At 48.3% G+C, this 19,832-nt stretch carries 22 protein-coding genes and 3 pseudogenes; 9 read left to right on the top strand and 16 right to left on the bottom strand.

What is annotated here, in order from left to right; translation table 11 throughout:
• Positions 1-16: 16 nt before the first annotated feature.
• The 10 genes from dnaX to P5674_RS13750 form a co-directional block, all read right to left on the bottom strand.
• Positions 17-2,320, bottom strand: a complete 2,304-nt coding sequence (dnaX, locus tag P5674_RS13795) for a DNA polymerase III subunit gamma/tau (RefSeq protein WP_062946074.1) — start codon at positions 2,318-2,320, stop codon at positions 17-19.
• Positions 2,321-2,354: 34 nt separating this feature from the next.
• Positions 2,355-2,987, bottom strand: coding sequence for a HEAT repeat domain-containing protein (locus tag P5674_RS13790; RefSeq protein WP_014274983.1), 633 nt, complete (start codon positions 2,985-2,987; stop codon positions 2,355-2,357).
• The gene (locus tag P5674_RS13785; RefSeq protein ID WP_014274984.1) at positions 2,984-3,859 is read right to left on the bottom strand and encodes a HEAT repeat domain-containing protein; all 876 of its coding nucleotides are present in this window, start codon (positions 3,857-3,859) and stop codon (positions 2,984-2,986) included. The genes P5674_RS13790 and P5674_RS13785 overlap by 4 nt, the downstream gene beginning before the upstream one ends.
• Before the next feature lie 25 nt (positions 3,860-3,884).
• Positions 3,885-4,148, bottom strand: a complete 264-nt coding sequence (locus P5674_RS13780) for a phycobilisome linker polypeptide (protein ID WP_014274985.1) — start codon at positions 4,146-4,148, stop codon at positions 3,885-3,887.
• Positions 4,149-4,193: 45 nt separating this feature from the next.
• A complete protein-coding gene (locus P5674_RS13775; protein WP_014274986.1) occupies positions 4,194-5,060 on the bottom strand; it encodes a phycobilisome linker polypeptide in 867 nt (288 codons plus the stop codon).
• Between the two features lie 108 nt (positions 5,061-5,168).
• Positions 5,169-5,984: a phycobilisome linker polypeptide gene (locus P5674_RS13770; RefSeq protein WP_006618346.1), complete on the bottom strand. Its 816-nt coding sequence runs from the start codon at positions 5,982-5,984 to the stop codon at positions 5,169-5,171.
• A 183-nt stretch (positions 5,985-6,167) separates the two neighbouring features.
• A complete protein-coding gene (cpcA, locus tag P5674_RS13765) occupies positions 6,168-6,656 on the bottom strand; it encodes a phycocyanin subunit alpha (protein ID WP_006620876.1) in 489 nt (162 codons plus the stop codon).
• Between the two features lie 111 nt (positions 6,657-6,767).
• Positions 6,768-7,286: a phycocyanin subunit beta gene (locus tag P5674_RS13760; RefSeq protein WP_006618344.1), complete on the bottom strand. Its 519-nt coding sequence runs from the start codon at positions 7,284-7,286 to the stop codon at positions 6,768-6,770.
• 383 nt (positions 7,287-7,669) lie between these two features.
• Positions 7,670-8,695, bottom strand: a complete 1,026-nt coding sequence (locus tag P5674_RS13755; protein WP_014274987.1) for an ABC transporter permease — start codon at positions 8,693-8,695, stop codon at positions 7,670-7,672.
• A gap of 153 nt (positions 8,696-8,848) precedes the next feature.
• A complete protein-coding gene (locus tag P5674_RS13750; RefSeq protein ID WP_014274988.1) occupies positions 8,849-9,190 on the bottom strand; it encodes a hypothetical protein in 342 nt (113 codons plus the stop codon).
• Positions 9,191-9,421: 231 nt separating this feature from the next.
• Here P5674_RS13750 and P5674_RS13745 point away from each other — a divergent pair, with 231 nt between their 5' ends.
• The gene (locus P5674_RS13745) at positions 9,422-11,950 is read left to right on the top strand and encodes a mannose-1-phosphate guanyltransferase (RefSeq protein ID WP_014274989.1); all 2,529 of its coding nucleotides are present in this window, start codon (positions 9,422-9,424) and stop codon (positions 11,948-11,950) included.
• Between the two features lie 55 nt (positions 11,951-12,005).
• Entirely contained in the window at positions 12,006-12,539 is a 534-nt protein-coding gene (locus tag P5674_RS13740; protein WP_006618340.1) for a single-stranded DNA-binding protein, read from the top strand.
• A 21-nt stretch (positions 12,540-12,560) separates the two neighbouring features.
• Here the strand turns inward: P5674_RS13740 and P5674_RS13735 are convergent, their stop codons facing one another.
• The 5 genes from P5674_RS13735 to P5674_RS13715 all read right to left on the bottom strand — a co-directional run bounded on the left by P5674_RS13735 (position 12,561) and on the right by P5674_RS13715 (position 14,261).
• On the bottom strand, positions 12,561-12,803 hold the full coding sequence (locus P5674_RS13735; protein WP_199318169.1) for an ATP-binding protein: 243 nt from the start codon (positions 12,801-12,803) through the stop codon (positions 12,561-12,563).
• Positions 12,766-12,897: a HAMP domain-containing histidine kinase gene (locus tag P5674_RS13730; RefSeq protein ID WP_014274991.1), complete on the bottom strand. Its 132-nt coding sequence runs from the start codon at positions 12,895-12,897 to the stop codon at positions 12,766-12,768. Before P5674_RS13730 ends, P5674_RS13735 begins: the two co-directional genes overlap by 38 nt.
• Positions 12,898-12,938: 41 nt before the next feature.
• The gene (locus P5674_RS13725) at positions 12,939-13,433 is read right to left on the bottom strand and encodes a sensor histidine kinase (protein WP_199318168.1); all 495 of its coding nucleotides are present in this window, start codon (positions 13,431-13,433) and stop codon (positions 12,939-12,941) included.
• On the bottom strand, positions 13,408-13,728 hold the full coding sequence (locus tag P5674_RS13720; protein ID WP_190490420.1) for a hypothetical protein: 321 nt from the start codon (positions 13,726-13,728) through the stop codon (positions 13,408-13,410). The genes P5674_RS13725 and P5674_RS13720 overlap by 26 nt, the downstream gene beginning before the upstream one ends.
• 431 nt (positions 13,729-14,159) lie before the next feature.
• Entirely contained in the window at positions 14,160-14,261 is a 102-nt protein-coding gene (locus P5674_RS13715) for a helix-turn-helix domain-containing protein (RefSeq protein ID WP_231852140.1), read from the bottom strand.
• A gap of 1,272 nt (positions 14,262-15,533) precedes the next feature.
• On the opposite strand from P5674_RS13715, the gene P5674_RS13710 reads away from it, so the two are divergent.
• The 7 genes and pseudogenes from P5674_RS13710 to P5674_RS13675 all read left to right on the top strand — a co-directional run.
• Positions 15,534-15,725 (top strand): efflux RND transporter permease subunit, encoded by a 192-nt coding sequence (locus P5674_RS13710; RefSeq protein WP_014274997.1) that lies wholly within the window; start codon positions 15,534-15,536, stop codon positions 15,723-15,725.
• A 110-nt stretch (positions 15,726-15,835) separates the two neighbouring features.
• Positions 15,836-16,875: pseudogene (locus P5674_RS26610) on the top strand (efflux RND transporter permease subunit).
• On the top strand, positions 16,775-17,248 hold the full coding sequence (locus P5674_RS13695) for an efflux RND transporter permease subunit (protein WP_308805613.1): 474 nt from the start codon (positions 16,775-16,777) through the stop codon (positions 17,246-17,248). The pseudogene P5674_RS26610 and the gene P5674_RS13695 overlap by 101 nt, the downstream one beginning before the upstream one ends.
• Before the next feature lie 15 nt (positions 17,249-17,263).
• Entirely contained in the window at positions 17,264-17,530 is a 267-nt protein-coding gene (locus tag P5674_RS13690; protein ID WP_014275001.1) for a hypothetical protein, read from the top strand.
• A gap of 162 nt (positions 17,531-17,692) precedes the next feature.
• A complete protein-coding gene (locus P5674_RS13685; RefSeq protein ID WP_014275002.1) occupies positions 17,693-17,914 on the top strand; it encodes an efflux RND transporter permease subunit in 222 nt (73 codons plus the stop codon).
• Positions 17,915-18,089: 175 nt separating this feature from the next.
• Positions 18,090-18,284: pseudogene (locus tag P5674_RS13680) on the top strand (efflux RND transporter permease subunit); the annotation flags it as partial.
• A gap of 64 nt (positions 18,285-18,348) precedes the next feature.
• A pseudogene (locus P5674_RS13675) lies at positions 18,349-18,432 on the top strand (hypothetical protein); the annotation flags it as partial.
• A gap of 452 nt (positions 18,433-18,884) precedes the next feature.
• Here P5674_RS13675 and lipB read toward each other — a convergent pair.
• The gene (gene lipB, locus P5674_RS13670; RefSeq protein ID WP_006618337.1) at positions 18,885-19,559 is read right to left on the bottom strand and encodes a lipoyl(octanoyl) transferase LipB; all 675 of its coding nucleotides are present in this window, start codon (positions 19,557-19,559) and stop codon (positions 18,885-18,887) included.
• Positions 19,560-19,832 lie beyond the last annotated feature (273 nt).

The raw sequence follows: 19,832 nt of genomic DNA, 5'->3' as shown, positions 1-19,832 counted from the left end.
ATTTCTCCAGTAAGACTTAAAAAGGTACGTCATCTTCACTGTCATCATCTTCTGGAGAATCAAACTCTATAGTATCCTCGAATTCCACAGAAGAAGAAGAAACAGTTGTCACCTGTGTATTTTCCGTAGACAAAGGGATAATTTCCCCATCAAAAAACTCCGCCAGTTTTTCAGCCGCCATAGCCACATCATCAACCGGAGTATTATTTAAATCATGATCTACGTTAACCGAAACCTCCGCCGTCTTAGGAGTTGTTAATTCGGGCGGTTTATCAGTTTCTGTTTCCCTAGTAGGTGGTGGCGGGGGTTCCGGTGGAGGTGGTGGAGGCTGTACCCTCTCAGTCATCGGTTTTGTTTCAGGCTCAACCCCAGGAGAAATCTGCCCCATTCCCACTTCTAAATTTACCTGAATTTTAGTCTTAAAAACCTTCTGACAAGCAACTTCTAAACTAGCAATTTTCGTCTGGGCTATTTTTAATAATGGAGGCGATTTAATCCCAATACAGACTACATTACCATGGTGCGATCGCAAACAACCATGTTGACGCATCAAAGCCTGAGTTCCAAATTGTTCGATCGCACTAAGTATCTGTTCCCAAAGTTCCCCCAGACCATAGTTTACAGGTTCCTCTTGATGAGCAGTAGTAGGCTGTTCTAATGGCGGCGGGGGTGGTGGCGGCGGCGGGGGTGCAGCAGACACAGGAACAGCTTCTGAGGGAGCTTGAGTAGGCGCAGGAGGCTTATAAACAGGCTGTGACCTCATTTTTGAGGTAGGCTGAGGCTGTACATTTACCACCTCTGTAGATACAGTTTGAGGACGCAAAGCCTCCGGTAATAACCCTAATAAAGTCACCTCCAACCATAAACGCGGCTGAGTGGTATTTTTAATCTGTACCTCGCTATCGCGCAGATGTTTTTGACCAGCCAGGATAATTTCATGTTCCCAGCGTTGGGAAAACGCACATAAACTTTCCCAAGTCGGTTGAGTAAGTTTCACTAAATCCTGGCGATTTGGTGCGCTTTTAGCGATTAATAAATCTCGGTAAAATTCCCCCAGATTTTGCAGCACAATTAAAGGTTCTCGACCCCGGTTAAGTAACTCCCTGGTTTGGTCTAAAATCCCCGTCGCGTTACCCTCTGCGATCGCCTCTAATAAAGTCATCAAATCCCGTTCAGGAACCGCCCCCACCAAGTCCCAAACCCGTTCTACAGTAATTTCACCTGACAGTAAACTTAATTGGTCTAACAGGCTTTCCGCATCCCTTAATCCTCCCTGAGCAATTTGAGCCACCATCATCACCGCTTCCGGTGTAATAGCAATGTTTTCCTTAGCGGCGATAGTTTCTAAATGAGTCGCCATGGCTTGTAAAGGAATGCGCCGAAAATCAAAGCGCTGACATCGAGAAATAATCGTCGGGAGAACCCGTTGAGGGTCCGTAGTCGCCAGCACAAACACCACCCGATCGGGTGGTTCTTCCAAGGTTTTTAGTAAAGCATTAAAAGCCGCCGTACTCAACATATGGCAATTGTGAACTAGCAGACCATTCGCCACAAAATTATGATTATGTTCTACCTCAATATCATAGACATGATTAACCCCTAACTTTTCGATAGATTCTACCTCTTGTAATCCCGTATTGACAGCCACATCAATTTCCGGTGATAATATCTTCATATTGGGGGTAATATCTGCCGCCTTTACCCAGCCTTTATCTGTCCTAATCAGATGATTACCAGTGCATTTAATCTCAGTCCGAATAGTTTTAATTTTCCAAGTCTCACGAACCCCCTGGTCAAGCCAGCGTAAAACCTGCTGCCATTCCCATTGTTGAGTAGACTCATTATAACTAAGAACTCGACATTCTTCGAGAGTCCGATCATCAATTCTCAGCCATCCGCGATCGCTTAAAATCAGAGCATCACCCGTCAGACATTCATCAATTACATAGACCTTATAGCGACATTGAACCGGGGAAAACTGCGTCCGTTCAATTAAATCCCGGATATGATCAACTCCCGTATTACTAGCAGCATCAATCTCCACAAAATCTAACGTCGCTCCCGTAGTGATACCCCGACAGACCTCGCAAATACCACAGGGAGTTTCTGTCGGGTTAGAACTTTGTAGACAGTTAAGAGATTTCGCTAAAATCCGCGCACTAGAAGTTTTACCAGTACCCCTCGGACCGGTAAATAAATAAGCCGGAGCAATACGCCGCGACCGGATCGCATTAGTCAGAGTTTGAGCGATCGTCTCTTGACCCACCAGAGCAGCAAAAGTTTGGGGACGATATTTGTGGTGAAGCGGTTCGTAGGTCACAGTAAAATCCCAACATCCCAAAAGCAACTAATTATTAACTAATCCCTAAGTTTACCCTCGCCAGACTAGCCCTAGCAGAAACCGCCGGAGTTTCATCATTATTAACCATCCCCTCCAACCTTTCAGCAACCTGTGTAAACCAATTGGGCTTATCCACCTCAGAAGCCGCCAAACCTTCCAAACCCACAACCGTCGCATAACGAACGATCCATTCCGTATCTTCAGAAGTATGCAGCAGAGTTTTTAGGGTTCTTTCCTTAGCCTCAGACACCACTTCTGATGACATATCCTCCCAGTGAATTGCTCCCAAACCCCGCGCCGCCGCACGACGCACACTCAGAGCAAAATCACTACCCGCCGCCTCCAGCAAAACATCCAAACCCCTAGGATCACCAATACCAGACAAAGCCCGCACCGCCCAAGCCCTAGCACCATAGTTATAACCATCTAACCTCTCTAGTAGCCCCACCACAGCAGGTTTACCAATGGCTATTAATCCCTCAACCGCCGCCACCGCCGCCCCAGGGTTGTTGTAACCCAAAACACGAATTAACATTGGTACTGCATCCACAGAACCCGTCGCCGCCAATTGTGACACCGCCCCTATCAGTTTTCCCGCAGAGTCCGCCTGTTCAACCGCTAAAATTAGTTCCTCAACCCTTGTCATAATAGAGAATCCATCAGCTTCATGATTTTAACTGCCTCTTCAGATAGGCATTTGTCGCCAATTTGACTGAGATGATGTTCCAGAATTCCCTGTAAAGCAATTAGTTTCAGGCTATTTTCAGCTAGGGTATTGGCGATAGGTTCCGCCGCCTCAAGGTATCCGATCGCCCCTAAATCCATTAAAGCACTGCGTCGCAATTGTAAATCTTCCCCCCCCAAAGCCACAATTAAGCGATCGCCATAAACCCGATCACCCGTAAGCTGATACATAGCCCTCAAAGCCGCATATTGTATTCTAGCGATCGGATGGTTTATAAAAGGTTCAATATCAGCTAACGCCTCAGTTGCACCCAGGGTTCCTATGGCTTCAATTACCGCATCATAAGGCTGTTTTAAATGGGGTTTACCCGCTATCGGTTCAGTATCTTCTACTCCACCCACCAATAACCCACGCAAAGCCGAAGCACAACTAGAGTCTCCCAGACCTTCCAAAGCCTGAGCCGCCGCCTCTCGTACATAAAAATCTGGGCAATCTAAGCATTTGACTAGGGGAGTCACCGCGCGCCGCGCGCCCAATTTACCCAAAGCCCGAGCCGCATTTCTCCGTAAAGGGTAGCCCCCGTCGGCCGTGCGATCGGACTCATCATCCAAAGCCCTAATTAACGCATCAACTGCGATCGGTTCATCAACACGAAAACGCCCCAACCACCAAGCCGCATAATAGCGACGATTTGGTTCTTGATGGTTTAGGGCGGCGATCGCCTGTTCTACTGTCCAAGCATCACCCCCTTCAGCTTCTCCCCCAGTTAAAGGCGCATTATCTGCGCCCACTAGGGGGGATGCACCTGGGGTTTTTGATTCAGAATCCTGCATGAAAATCAGAATTGAATGGTCTAAATTATTCGCCCTCAGCTTCAGACACCGTATTATCGGTAGTCATCGGCTCAATGCTAACAATTTTACCACCCATGCGGTTAATCCGCTGCATTTCCTGATTCATCCGATTGTAAGGAACAATTACAAATTGACTCCCACTCGAGCGAATCTGATATTCACTCTTGTCGGTTTCGTCATTCTGACGTATTCCCACCACTTCGTATTTAAAGAAGCGAGCGCCCGAAGGACTACTCCCCATTTTTCCAGCACTGATGTAACCCAACATTGTTCCTATTAATCTCCCAAAACAATCAAGTTTTCTCTTGCCATTCTAAATAGGCGTAATGCTGGCAATTGTGCCACCTTGGCGCTGAATTTCCCTCAGTTGTGCCGAAAGCTGCTCATAAGGAACAATGAAAGCCTTACTGCAACGACGTACTCTGGGATAACGGCGCTCACGAATTCCAGAAACCTCCAGACGGTAAGTCCGTCCCGCTTGCAGAACTCCACCTTGGCTGAACCCAGTGCTAGGAGTTACACTCTGTCCAGATGGACGATAGGACCAACCATCCGAATCCCCAGAAGGAGCCACTACCACAGAAGCGCGGTTAGAACCTAGTTCCTGCGCCAGACGAGACATAGTGCCTTCACCTTGGGCGCTATCACTGTTAGCATAACCCCGATACAGACGGAACATCCGGGTGAAACCAACCGTTTTTTGTCCCCGCTGAGTCTCGAAACCACGGTAGTAAGGAACAATATTCTCGCCGAAGCTCTCCAGATATTCTGGAGAATCAATATAAGAATCGATATCGGCATCGTACCCTTCGTTTTGGTATAAGTCTAAGTGGAAAACCACCTCTGACTCATCATAGGGAGCCCGACCCAACAGGTGTTTGTAATTTAGTTCAATTACACGGGTCTGGAAATTCGGGTAAAAGAATTTCTTTTTATAAAGTTCTGACTTCGCCACGCACCGCACAAATTCGCGTACAGTGATGCTACCATCGCACAACAGCGACTCCGCACTGATGAGGCGCTCAGAACTCATCAGATAATCATTACCCAGCAATTGACGGTATACCGCACGAATTACCTCTTGGGCATTTTCACGACTCCAATTGGGACGCAACTCTACCGGAGAACTCTCCTGGAAAGCTGTTGTCCCTAACCGAGACGATTGGGTTGTAATGGCCACTTAAATCCTCCTATAATCACAACGGAATTACTTGCGGCTTTAGTCCTAGACAATCTAACTTGATTATGCTATTGTTATTAACTGGTTAACAGTTAACAACTTGCTGTTCTAAGCAGGGGTCACGCTGATGACCCGTCCGCCCATGCGGTTGATCCGCTGCAACTGTCCTGAAAGTTGCTCGTAGGCTACTGTGTACTCTGCTGTAGCTTTACGCATTCTCGGTGTCAACTGCGTGGGTTTTTGTACTACTACCACACGATATAATTGACCGCGATCGCCACCATTGGCCCCCACCAGAGCCTGTCCGCTACCTGCTGGACAAATCGGCGAAGAAGTATTGCGAGCGACTTCCCAAGTTAAACGTCCTTGGGTTTGGTTCTGGGCGCGATCGCTATTCGCGTATCCCCGGTAAAGTTGGAAAATCCGGTTAAATCCCACAGTCCACTGACCCCGTTGGGTAGCAAAACCACGGTAGTAAGGGACCACATTTTCACCGAAACTCTCCAAATACTCAGGAGAATCCAGGTAAGAATTAATTTCCGCCTCGTAGCCTTCCTCGTTATACAGATCAACGTGAAACGCCATTTCTGACTCATCCAAAGGAGCCCGACCCAGCAAATGCTTATAGTTCAGTTCAATAAACCGAACTTGGCTATTGCCATAAAAAAACTTTTTCCGGTACAGTTCCGAAACAGCTAAGGCTCGCACAAAATCCCGCACCGTAATTTCACCCTGGCGCAACAAAGACTCAGCACTAGTTAAGCGCTCCCGTTGCATCAGGTGTTCATTACCCATCACCTGACGATATGCAGCCCAAATCACAGCTTGGACATCACCCTCGGTGAAGTTAGGGCGCAGTTCCACTCGCTCAGACTCTTCAAAAGCTCTGATTCCTAGGCGACTTGCTTCTGCTAAACCAACCATTATTAATCTTCTCCCGATTTTTTTACGTTATAGAGAAAAAAACTCTTTTTAATCGGTTAGGTAATCTCGGATACCGATTTTACCAAGCTCATCCCGCTTTAATAAAATATGCCCGGACTGCTAAATAACTGATAACCCAATTGCTAACAGCTATTTACCGTTCCGGGCAACGCAAAAAAGGACCTAGCTCAGGGCGTTGATCGCGTAGTCGAGGTAGGAGTTAGCTTCAACAGCAGCGTCACCAGACAAACCGTGGTTAGCTTTGATGTATTTCAGGGCTTCAATGTACCAGCTTGGAGAAAGCTCGAAAGTCCGGTTGATTTCATCAATACCGGCAATCAGGTACTCATCCATGGGGCCAGTTCCACCAGCAATCAGGCAATAAGTTACCATCCGCAGGTAGTAGCCTATGTCACGAGCACATTTGTCCTTACCGCGTTGGTCTGCCGCGTAGTTAGGTCCCTGCATTTGGGTGGTGTAGGGGAACTTGTTGTACACTGCTTGGGCAGCACCACTGATCAGACTATCAGCTTTAGAGGTCAAAGCTTTAGCAGCTTCCAGACCAGCTTTGGCTTGACGAAAACGGCCAAAAGCTACTTGGATTTCGGTGCTGCTTAGGAAACGACCTTGGGAATCAGCGATAGAAACTGCTTCGGTTAGGGGGGTTTTCATTCTCGAGTTATCTCCCGATTGGTTTACAAAAAATTAGGTAACAAACAGAAGTCCAGTCACTTAGACTTCAGCTAAACTGTTTCAATTGTTATATGCTATGGATCTGCTTGATTAGGAAACTGCTGCAGCAGCACGGTCAAAGTAACCAGCGATTTCTGAAGCCAAAGCGCTACAATCACCAGGAGTGATACCTGCGGGATCGTTAACGATCGCCAGAGCAGCTTCTTTCATTTTGCCAACACCGACAGCAACGGAAGAACCGGGAGTTCCCAAAGCCAGGTAAGTTTCACGCAAACCGTTCAAGCAACGATCTTCGAGAACACTTGCATCGCCAGCAAACACAGCGTAGGTTACATAGCGCAGGATGATTTCCATGTCACGCAAGCAAGCAGCCATACGACGGCTGGTGTAGGCGTTTCCACCGGGAGCAATCAGTTGGGGTTGCTCTGCGAACAAAGAACGAGCAGCGTTGGAAACAATGGTGGAAGCGTTGCTGGTAATGCGGTTAACAGAATCCAAACGTTTGTTGCTTTCAGCAACCATTTGGCTCAGAGCATCGATTTGAGCTGTACTCAGCATTTCGCCGCGAGTATCAGCTTGAGAAACCACCTTGGTGAAGGCATCAAACATGGATTTATCTCCTACTTGTTGACTTGCTTAGAGTTGAGTTGGGATTGGACACACCATGAATGATCACGACAATCAATCCATCGGTGTCACCTCCTAAGACCCCTTCCGGGGCGAACCATCGACAAAGGCTTTTAACAATTGCCCCGTGGTTCATTTCTTCAGTATCCTAGAACACTTTCCGAAATCTTAAAAGATTGTACAGGGTTTATGAGAAGAATTTTATATTTTGATACAAATGTTAATCAAACTTCATAAATCAACATTCGCCTTCCTTCTCACCCCTTCAAATATCCTTTATACACTGCCAACGCCCTTTGGTTTGTTAAAATTTATTAAGAAAAATAACTAAGTATTAATAACTAAGTATATTTTCTGACAGGGAATTAATAGCGAATCCGTGGGTCAATACAAGCATTCAAAATATCGATCGCCAAACTAGCCGCCACCACAATAACGGCCAAAAATACCACCACCCCTTGAACCGTGGGATAATCCCGCAGACGGATAGCCTCATACAAGCGATTAGCCAATCCCGGCCAAGAAAAAGTGACCTCAGTTAAAATCGCCCCCCCCAACAAGGCAGCAAAAGTCAGCCCCAACACAGTAATAACGGGAATCATGGCATTTTTGAGAGCATGAGCCAGCAAAATCCGTAACTCCGGCACTCCTCGCGCCCGTGCCGCCTCGACATAATCAGCTTGTAGAGTTTGTCTCAAATTGACGCGGACAATGCGCTCAAAAATCCCACTGAGCAAAATGCCCAAAGTCACACAGGGAAGACACAGATAATATATAGTCGTCCAGAAAGTCCCCAAATTGCCACTCAACAAACTATCAACGGTATAAAGTCCGCTATAAGTAGGAGGAGGAGTCACGGTCACCGGAAAACGATTCCCCAAAGGAAACCAGCCCAGCCAGACTGCAAAAATCAACTGCAACAGCATCCCCGCCCAAAAAGCGGGAACCGAATAAGTAATAATTCCAAATAAGCGTCCCCCAGTGTCCCAAATAGTATTAGGTTTAAAAGCGGCCACAGCCCCGACAGTAATTCCCACCACGACCGCCACCAACATACTAAAAACTGCTAATTCGACGGTAGCGGGAAAATGATCACTAATAATCTGCCAGACCGACTGTCCTTGAGTAGTTATAGAAGTGCCCAAATCGAAGCGCAGTAGAGCCCCCATATAACTTATATATTGTTCTAGCAACGACCCCCCCAAACCCAACTGCGATCGCAACGCCTCCTTAGCCGCACTAGGGGCTCTAGGGCCAAGAATAGCATCGACCGGATCACCTGGTGTCGCCCGCAACAACAGAAACACCACCGAAGTAATCGTCCACAACATTAGTGGAGCCAATAACAGGCGAGTAATCACATAAAATTGCAGCGCTTTAGCACGAGACATCAGATCAAGCCACGAAACAACTCGCACCCATCAGCCAACCGGATCAAGAGTGCGATCCCAAATCATATCAATAGTTAACTATTTATGGCACACCATCATGGGGCGGGTTTCTTCTGATTTTCCTGAAACCACCCGCCACCCGCCATGTACCCATTAAGCATCAAGTAACGACTCAAAAGTAGTCCGCAAAGACTTCAAATCAGCCACCCGCGCCACCAGCAAATTCTCGTGACCAGCATCCTCAAGTCTGCCTTTCCAATACTGGATACTCTCAGAATTATTCATCCAAAAATTAATCACCGTATCCACAACGCGATCGCATTGCCATCCCTGCTTCGATGCCACCATTTCCACCGATTCAAGAAACATATCCAGGGTACACTGACGATGACCCAGATATTCAATGCCGCTGGTCTGTTGTTCCTGTTGCTGCTGTTGCTGGTAAAAAAACGAAAGAATTGGAGAAACTCCCACCAGATTAAATGTATATTGCATACTTGCCTCCAAATCATCTGTGAAATGGAACTTAGTTATATCAACTAACCTGCCCACAAAGGGGTAAAATTAAATACAATCTAGCCCTGTACACTCAAACTTTTCGGCGAAATTCATAAAAATTTATGATTGGGCAGCATTCAGTGAGCAAAACCAAAATGAATCTAAAGAAAAGCTAAATCTTAGCCGGAAAAGTTTAAGATTGTTTTTAATAAGCCGCCAGGAGGAATTATGAGAGCAGTGCTGATGGCTGGGGGGTCAGGAACGCGACTCAGACCTCTTACCTGTGATTTACCCAAACCAATGGTGCCTATACTCAACCGCCCCATTGCCGAACATATCATTAACCTACTGAGGCGGCACCACTTCCAGGAAGTTATCGCTACCCTGCACTATTTACCCGACATCATGCGGGAATACTTCCATAATGGCAGCGACTTTGGCGTTCAAATGACCTATTCGGTGGAAGAGGATCAACCTCTGGGAACTGCAGGATGTGTCAAAAATATTGCCGAACTCCTAGACAGTACCTTCTTAGTGATCAGTGGCGATAGCATTACTGATTTTGACCTCAGCGCCGCCGTTAAGTTTCACACTTCCCAAAAATCGAAGGCTACGTTGATATTAACCCGGGTTCCCAACCCCCTCGATTTTGGCGTGGTGATTACGGACGAGAATCAACGCATCAAGCGGTTTTTAGAAAAACCCTCCACCAGCGAAATATTTTCCGATACGGTCAACACGGGAATCTATGTCCTAGAACCGGAAGTCCTGGAATATCTGCCCCCTAATCAGGAATGCGATTTTTCCAACGACCTTTTTCCGCTTTTATTAGACAAAGGGGTTCCTATGTATGGCTTTATTGCAGACGGTTACTGGTGCGATGTGGGTCATTTAGAAGCCTATCGTGAATCCCAATATGACGCATTACGCGGAAAAGTTAAGCTAGATTTTCCCTACGAAGAGCGATCGCCAGGAGTCTGGGTCGGGGAAAACACCTACATTGATGATTATGCCCGCATTGAAGCCCCAGTCATTATTGGTAATAACTGTAGAATTGGACCGCGATCGCAATTAGAAGCCGGAACTATCCTCGGAGATAATGTCACTGTAGGGAGTGATGCTAACCTGAAACGCCCCATTGTTTGGAATGGAGCCATTATCGGTGAGGACGTACATTTACGCGCCTGTGTGATTGCTAGAGGAGCCAGGGTAGACCGCCGCGCCCACGTCCTGGAAGGGGCAGTAGTCGGCTCCCTATCCACCGTAGGAGAAGAAAGCCTGATCAGCCCCAATGTCCGCGTTTGGCCTAGTAAAAAAATTGAATCTGGGGCTACCCTCAACATCAACCTAATTTGGGGAAACACCGCTAGGCGTAACCTTTTCGGTCAACGGGGGGTTCTCGGACTCGCTAACATTGATATTACCCCCGAATTTGCGGTTAAACTAGGAGCCGCCTACGGGTCAACTCTCAAACAAGTCGCCACCGTTGCGGTATCCCGTGACCAACGGCGGATTTCTCGCATGGTAACGCGATCGCTAATTTCGGGCTTGATGTCCGTGGGAGTCAATGTCCTTAACCTAGAAGACACCGCTATTCCCGTAGTCCGCACCGTGATTCGTAACCTCACCGTTGTTGGCGGTATTCATGTGCGCCTATCTCCAGATCGCTCCGATCAGATTCTGATTGAATTTCTCGACAACAAAGGCATTAACATCACCAAAGCCAAAGAGAAAAAAATTGAAGGTGCTTACTTCAAGGAAGACCTGCGACGCGCCGGAGTCTCCGAAATTGGTAACATGACCTACCCCAGCGAAGTGATCGACACCTACCGCACCGCCTTTGAAAGACACCTCAATATCGAAAGCCTGCGCCACAGCAACGCTAAAGTGGTGATAGATTACGTCTATGCAGTATCGGGAGCCCTTTTACCCCGACTACTGGCTAAGTTTGGTTGTGATGCGGTCGTCCTCAATGCTAGTCTGAATCAAATTGCTATTTCCCCAAGCGATCGCGAAAACCTACTCGATCAACTGGGCCGAGTGGTGGAAGCCCTGAGAGCTAATTTCGGCGTTCAAGTCTATGCTAACGGCGAACAGTTTATTTTAGTAGATGAAAGTGGTAGCCTAATTAGGGGAGAAGAACTAACCGCCCTGATGGTGACTATGGTTCTGACCGCTCACCCCAGAAGCACGGTGGTAGTACCCGTTCAAGCCTCCTCCGCCGTCGAACAAATCGCCCGACGACACGATGGCATAGTTATCCGCACTAAAGCCAACCCCACGGCTTTAATGGAAGCCTGTCAAGCTCATCCTAATGTCGTACTCGGCGGTAGTGGTGATATGGGGTTCATCTTCCCCCAAATGCACCCCGGTTTTGATGCCATGTTCTCGATTGCCAAAATGATTGAAATTCTGACCACACAGGAGCGATCGCTCGGTCAAATTCGCACCGATCTCCCCCATGTCATACACCGTCGCTATACTGTTCGTTGTCCTTGGTCTGTTAAAGGCGCACTCATGCGACATCTAGTAGAAACCCATGCCCCAGAAAACTTAGAATTGATCGATGGAGTCAAACTCATTAACTACCAAGACGATAATTGGATTTTGATCCTTCCCGATGCCGGAGAACCCCTAATCCATATCTATGCCAACAGCGACGATCGAGATTGGGCTGATACTACCCTCAGAGAATACCGAAATATGGTACAAGATTTTGTAAATCAAGTTCAAGGTATGAACCGAGAAGACTATTAGCCCTGATTCAGAGCTCTAAATCTGTAACCTACTGTTTTCAAGAGACATAATTTTCATGAATAGCTGTATTTTGACCGCTAAAATTATTCAGGAACCACAACTGCGCTACACAGCCGATAATCAAATACCCATTGCCGAAATGTTAGTCGAGTTCAGCAGTAACCGACCCAATGACCCCCCATCACACTTAAAAGTAATTGGATGGGGAAATACGGCCCAAGAAATTGGACAAAACTATCATGTGGGCGATTGTGTACTCATCGAAGGTCGCTTGGGGATGAACGTGGTGGAAAGACCCGAAGGCTTTAAAGAGAAGCGAGCCGAATTGGTCGCGACGCGGATTTATACTATCAGTAGTTTGATATCTGGCAACCCAGAAACCCCAATCAACACTCATTCCGCCCCCAGTTCCGCCCCCAGTTCCGCCCCGAGTAATGTGGTCCCCCTTGGTAGTCGTAACCGCACGAGCCCTAATCCCCCAACCTCTGGATTAGAATATGAGCTACCTGCAACTCGCTCTCCCGTTACTCCTAACCCTGAACCATCAGGGTCAGATACTCCGGGTGATGACGATCCGATTCCCTTCTAATCTCAAATCCCCTTGAAAGACTCACCGTTTCAGAGAGGGGAAGTTTTTAAGCAACTTTGGTTCTGCTATACAAGGAAATTGCAGGGTGAATAAACTGCCTTTTCCGAGTTCACTTTTGACCGTCAAAGAACCTTGATGATGATAAGCGATCGCCTGTGCTATGGCTAGTCCTAATCCGGTTCCCCCAGTTGGGCGAGAGCGATCGCTATCCACCCGATAAAATCTCTCAAAAATTCGAGTTGGGGCGGCGATCGGCCATGCCAATCCCTGTATCTTGGACTGTAATTAAAGCCGTGCGATCGCGCACCATTAAACTCACAACCACTTCCCCTGCTATGGCGCGTATATTGAATGGCATTAGCGATTAAATTGGACACTAAACGATAAAGCTGAGATTCATTACCTAACACATAAATTTCCGGAGCCGGAACTTCTTGCATTAGATGAATTTCCGCGCCTAGTTGCAAATTCTGCATATTCTTCAGTTAAATCATGAATTAAATCATTTAAACAACAGGGTTTAAAGGCTTGGCTGGAGGATTGATGTTCCAAGGTACTGAGAAATAATAAATCGGCGATTAAATGGCTTAAACGTCGTCCCTGTCGTTCAAGGGTTTGTAGCATCGCCTGCATTTGCTGGGGATTTGATGGGGGAACCCGTAAAATAGCCTCAATAGTTGCTAAAAGAGTCCGGAGGGGAGAGCGCAGTTCATGGTCCGGATTGGCAGTAAACTGTTGTTGCTGTTGATAGGATTGGTAAATCGGCTGCATCGCTAATCCAGACAGCCACCAACCAGCCACCACGACTAAACCTAACGCCAAAGGAAACCCTAAACCTAAAATCCACCTCATTCGATTAACTTCTGCATCAAACATCGCGCTTCGTGCGTCCAATTTGGATATATCCCCAAGAGGAATCTAAGTGCATTGGCGTTTGAGGATTAACCCCCGCACTGTGGAGAATGGTAGTGAATTGATGGTAGCGCGTCCCTCTCGCACTGCGAAAGGTTTGCCAATCGGGGGGGTTGAAGGTTTGGGGTAAGGGGAGAGGATGGTTGGGGGAAAAGGCTAAGAGTTCACCGCGATGATTGAACACCCGGATATAGTAGGTACTGCGATCGCTAATGCCAATGGTATGACGTTGAATAAATCGGGGATGATGGTAACAATCGGTTTTCCTTTTAGACATAAATCGGGAAAAATTTGCCCTTCTCCGACCCGTTGGATCTCCAGATTGAGGGAGCATCGGTTCCAAACTATCATGAAGTGTCCCAGCAATCGATTCCATTTCCCGTTCCATCGCCGCCGGTCCTCGACTGAATCAGAGAGCGATACACCCCAAACCCTGATCAACCCAAAATCCCACCCATCACTAACGCATACCAAAGGGCCAGACGGATTCTGCTATGGCGAAACAGTTGATAGCTATTCATCGCGTCGGGCGGGGTGAACTACCCCAAAGAGCCTTCTGACGAGGATGGGGCTTCGGGATTCAACTTAAAACGATAGCCCTGACCGCGAATAGTTTCAATGGGGCATACAAGCGCCATAACTCGCTAGTTTGCGCCGTAATAAGCGCATTTGCGCCGCCACCACATTACTGATGGGTTCTTCCTCCCCCTACCAAAGTTGATAGCGGATTTTACTCCCCGGAATAATGCGATCGGGATTTTGCATTAAATAGGCAAAAATCTGAAATTCTTTGACCGTTAAGGGAATCATTGAGTGAGGTTGGGTGAGTCGATTACAGATAGTATTGTTCGTCGCGCCGATGCGCATAAATGCTCATCAAGTCAGGGTTTGGGGTTGGAGGGTGGGCGATCGCCGCGGTCCGTGCGCGCAACCCTTGCCAATAATTCCGCCATCACAAAAGGTTTCACCAAATAATCGCCGCGTAGGTGCTACCTACGTCCAGTAATTCGATGATCCGGTTGTCCCAGAGCCGTTAACATCAAAATGGGTAGAGGGTGCGGGTTCGCGCGGATGCGTTGACATAACTCCAAACCCGACAACTCCGGCACAAGCCAATCGGCCAATCGCCACCGTGTAATCCGTCCACTGACTTTCGATCGCAATGCCAGGCCTGCACTCGGCCGCGTCACCCAATCGACAATATATTTCTCATTGACCAGAACTTGCGCGGTCCGCCTATCCTAATTCCGCTTCATCTTCGACCAACAGAATTCGCATCGTGTGCAAGGGGGAGACGACTGCGATCGAGGTTAACAGACTGCGAGAAAAAAGGGGTGAGATTTCACCTAGATTTCATCTCCTCTTTGGCACACTGGGGAAGATTTGGCAGAAAACCCCATGTTTTTGTGAGGAGGTCTAATGAACACAACTTCTATGATTGGCTCAATGTTCGCTCTGGGCTTAATTTTCGGCACACCCACCCTAACCCTAGCCCATGTGGGACACGGCCCCGGGAGTTTCAAGCCGAAGGCGGGATTGACCGAGTTCCCGTCAACCCAGAAACCGATCCCCTCCTCGGGACCCGTCGGGCTCCCATGCAAGTGCGCCTTTGATGGCAGTTCCCGCGTTCTTGTTCATAGCAAGCGCCTTAGTCGATGCGTAGGGGAAACAGTTAGCCTTTGTCTTGTATGGTAGTTTTTATGAACCCTCCGGAGTGCAAATCGGAGCAACAAACGGGGAATGGGTCGAAGTCACAAACGGGTTATCCGTTGGGGAACAACTCGTGAGGTGGGGCAGTTTATCCCTCTATGCTGAATCCCGCAAAACCCAAACCGCAACAACGGTACCGGGTCCAGAAACCGCCACCACTCCCACCGATGAAGTTTCCCCCCAAAACCAGACACCCATGAGGACAATACAGAGCGCAATGTACCTTACAAGCCACTCAGTTTTCCCTAATGAACACTAGCCGCCGCCCGTGGAGGAGTTTTGCTCTTCTGTGGTGGGATTTTCTTCTGGATCCGGAAGTCGTCGGAACAAAAATCTCTTCTCTGACAAATAAGGGAGGTTGATAGCCCGTCGATGTTTAACACCATTCAAAATCCGCCGCTAAAAAATTCCATTGCTCAACGGTGGTTAATGGTGATTGGATCTCTGGTCATCACCATCTGGGGGTTGGTGACAATTACTCAAATGCCCGAGTATGTTTTCCCTCCCTTTGCTCCCCCTCAAGTAGATATCCAAACTGAGGCGGTTGGTTTGGCTCCGGAGTAAGTAGAGGCTCAGATTACGGTTCAGGGTGAAACCAGGCAACCGTGAATGGCTTACCCAGTGTCACCGTTGTCTGGTTCGTTCGTCCTCCAATTGGGGACTCTCTATGGTTCATGTTGTCTTTGACCAAGAGGCTGATATTTACCAAGCGCGGCAGGCTGCAGTTGGACCGACTCCAACAGAATCCGAACCGGAGTCAACTGCCCCAAGGGATTCATCCGCCGGAAATTTCCCCCTTAGTCTCTCCGTTGGGAACGATTCTGCAATATGCCTTTACGGTCAATGGTCAGGGAGAAACCTCTCTGATGGATTTACGCCGTTTGGTGGATGTTACCCTCAGAAATCAGATTCTCCGGGTGCCAGGTGTGTCTCAGGTGACTATTTATGGGGGGGATGAACGGGAAAACCAGGCAACCGTGAATCCACAACTGTTGCGATCGCGCCAAGTCTCCCTCAATGAAGTCACTGCCGCCGCACGGTCCGCCCCTTCCAACGCCCCGGGGGGGTTCGGCGAGGGGGGGGTCAAGAGTTACTCGTCCGAGGGATCGGACAGATGAACACCGACGCCGACTTACAGCAGTCAGTGGCGGCCGTTCAAGACGGCGAACCTCCAAAGCTCCAAGATGTGGCGGAAGTCAAAACCGGAGCAGCACTTAAACTCTTAGATGCCAGCTTCAACGGACAGCCGGCTGTTGTATTGATGATTAACAAGCAACCGGATGTAGATACCCCCACCGTCACCCAAGCGGTGGAAGCGGTGATGAACTCCCTACAGTCCACCTTTCCCGCCGATGTCCGGGTTCAACGCACCTTCCGCCAGTCAAACTTTATTGATTCTGCTATTGGCAACGTTAGCGGCTCCCTCATTCAAGGCATCATCATCGTGTCGGTAATTATGTTGCTCTTTTTAATGAATTGGCGCACGGCTATCATTACCCTGAGTGCCATTCCCTTATCTCTCTTGATTGGCTTAATGTTCATGAAAGCCTTTGGTTTAGGGATTAATACCATGACCTTGGGGGGCTTAGTGGTGGCGATTGGGTCAGTTGTCGATGATGCCCCCCCAGGATATGGAAAACTGCTATCGCGGTTTACGGCGGAATCAAACCCAAGAAAACCCCAACCCCCCCTTTCTCGGTTGTCTGGTTTATGAAACTTCGGTCATGGTGGCGTTGGCTGTCATTTTTTCCACGGTTATTATCATCGTCGTCTTTGCCCCCATTTTTACTTTAACGGGGGTAGAAGGGCGGATTTTTGCCCCCATGGGTTGGGCTTATTTGCTCTCCATTGTCGCTTCTACCTTGGCCTGGGGACCCTTTCGGCCGCCCTCTGTGCTATTTTATTGGCTCATCATCAACTCCCCCAAGAAGGCACATTTATTTCACGTGGGGCATCCGCGTTTGTATCGCCCACGGCGAGACTTGTCTGGTCCGGACTCCCCAACTGATTTTAGGATTAGCCTTAGCCTCCTACGTTGTCTACATAGCGCCGTTGTGCCTTCCTTGGGACGGGTTTTCTGCGCCTGATTTCAGGAAAAATCTATGGTGAACTCTATGGTTTTATTTCAGTCGGTCTCTTTGGAGATGACCAATCGGGCGGGAATGGCTCTGGCTCAATCCCTACAAGATCATCCCCTTTATGAATGGGTACAAGTTCGTGCTGGACGCGCTCCGGGGGATGCTGATGGGGCGGGGGTGAACATGGCCCATGTGGATGTGGAGTCTCGTTTTCTTGCCCTACAAGACCGAGAGGCGGCTGTTCAACAACTGGCTTGCGAAGTTTCTGCAATTGCCCGGTGTTGCGCCTAATATTGGCGGTTTTATTTCTCACCGCATGGATGAAGTTTTATCGGGGGTCAGAAGTGCGATACGTGCTACGCACACGCTACGCGAACGCTGTCAAAATTTTTGGCCCCGATTTAGTCCAGTTGCGTCAAGTCGCTTAACAAGTCCGAGATGCTATAAAACCTATTGCGGGAGCCCTTCGACTTACAATTAGAACCTCAATTACCTATCCGCGGGGTTCAAATTCATTATGACCGCCAGTTGCAGTCTGGTTATGGTTTAACCATGGCTGCCATTTCTGAGGTGGTGGAAACCGCTCTCAATGGTCAAGTGGTGTCCCAAGTCCCGGAAAATCAACAACTGATTAATATTACCGTCGGTTGCACTTCGCCTCACGCAATAATTTAGATGCCATTGGGGCGATTCCCCTCTCTACCCCCACGGGACAAATGATTCCCCTAGCGTGCTGTGGCTAGAGTCTCGTCAAGGTATGGGGGCTAATGTGGTAGAACCCGAACTTGAAAATGTGTCTCGTTTAATTGTAGTGTCCGCGCTACAAACGCAAACGCGAGACTGAGTCCGTGTGGTGAGTGACATTCAGGCTGCTATCCGCCAAAATGTCCAGTTACCCAATGGCTACTTTATCCAATATGGCGGACAGTTTGAAGCGGAACAAAAAGCCACCAATAATCTGGTCTGGTATAGCATCCTAGCCGCGATTATAATTGCCATTTTGATGTTCTTCGCTGGCGCGTGTCTCTCAGGCGCGACTGTGGCCATTATGCTCAATCTTCCCTTGGCCTTGGTGGGGGGTATTATCTCGATTGTCCTAACGGGGGGGGGTGATTTCTATCGCTTCTCTAATCGGTTTTATTACGCTGTTTGGGGTGGCTGTCCGCAATGGTTTACTGTTGGTGGATAACTACAACCAGAATCCGAACCGGAGAGGGATGCACTTCAAAGAAGTCATCACTCAAGGCTCCCCGCGAACGTTTGCACGCTATCGGTCAGACCGCTTTAACTTCTGCTCTGGGAATGCTACCCTTGGCGATACTTCTGGCGGGCACGCTGCGCGAACGCACAGAATCCGAACCAGAAATGAAGTTCTACAACCCCTCGCCATCGTGGTATTAGGAGGATTATTCACCTCTACGGCTTTGACCTCCCCCGTCATTCCAGCCTTATATGCCCAGTTTGGCAAGTGGTTAATCCCCCGACTATCTCCTAATCAATGGGAGGAAACTTTCCGCAAGCACTCGCTGCTACCCCAGCAACTCGCTTTCAAAATCTTAGTTTTGATGGGCTCATCCCCCCTTGTGGGGCTCCTTTGGCTCAAGTTATGGCATCGCTGTGCCTACACCTTTTCGGACCCTTGTAATCAGGCGAGGGTGACTCCAAAAACTTCAGCAAAACAGGCGGCGAGAACATCCCGGACTTGCTCGATGGAAATATCCGGGACTAATTCAGCCAGACTCCCTACGGGGAAATCAGAAATACCACAGGGAACGATCGCTTTAAATCCAGTTAAGTCAGGACAAACATTCAAGGCGAACCCGTGCATGGTAATCCAGCGACTGACCTTAATCCCAATGGCTGCTACTTTAGTTTCCCCCACCCAAACCCCTGTCAAACCCTCGATGCGCTGGGACTCAATTCCCCAAACCCTAATTGTCCGAATCAATACTTCTTCTAGTTGGCGCAAATACCAATGTAAGTCCATTTGATGCCGTCGCAGGTTCAAAATCGGATATCCTACCAACTGGCCAGGACAGTGATAGGTGACTTCCCCCCCTCGTTCAACTCTGTACAGTTCATATTCAGACTCATGGGGGTCAAACTTGAGAAATTCAGAACTAGCCCCCTGTCCCAGGGTATAAACGGGCGGGTGTTCTAATAAAATCAAAATATCCTCTAAATTTGGACAATTAATGCGATCGGCCACTAAGTCTTGCTGCCATCTCCAAGCCTGTTGATAAGAAATTAGTCCCAAATTATAAAATTGGCAATAAACCTCATTAGTATCGACAATAGCAACAGGAGTGTCGTCGGGCATGGTAAAATATTCTTATATGAGCGAAACGTTCAGGAGAAGAAATAAGGCTGCAATGCCTGAAATCAACTCCTGGTGGGGTTCCAGCCCCGAGTCTGGATAAATGAAGGTGACATGAACACCCAATAACTGTTTGTATGTCCCGACGCTTGGACTCACCTCCAGGCAAGGAAGGGAATCTCAAGGTCAATATACGGACTGCTGCTGTTAAACGTAGAAGTAGTTATGGTCGAAAGGGAAGTCGCCTTCCCCAACTCCAATTCCAAACCGTGCTTG

The organism is Limnospira sp. PMC 289.06, assembly GCF_032350395.1.
In the GTDB taxonomy this organism is placed as follows: domain Bacteria; phylum Cyanobacteriota; class Cyanobacteriia; order Cyanobacteriales; family Microcoleaceae; genus Limnospira; species Limnospira platensis.
Note: the sequence above shows the minus strand (reverse complement) of the source record. Positions and strands in the feature narration are given on the sequence as shown.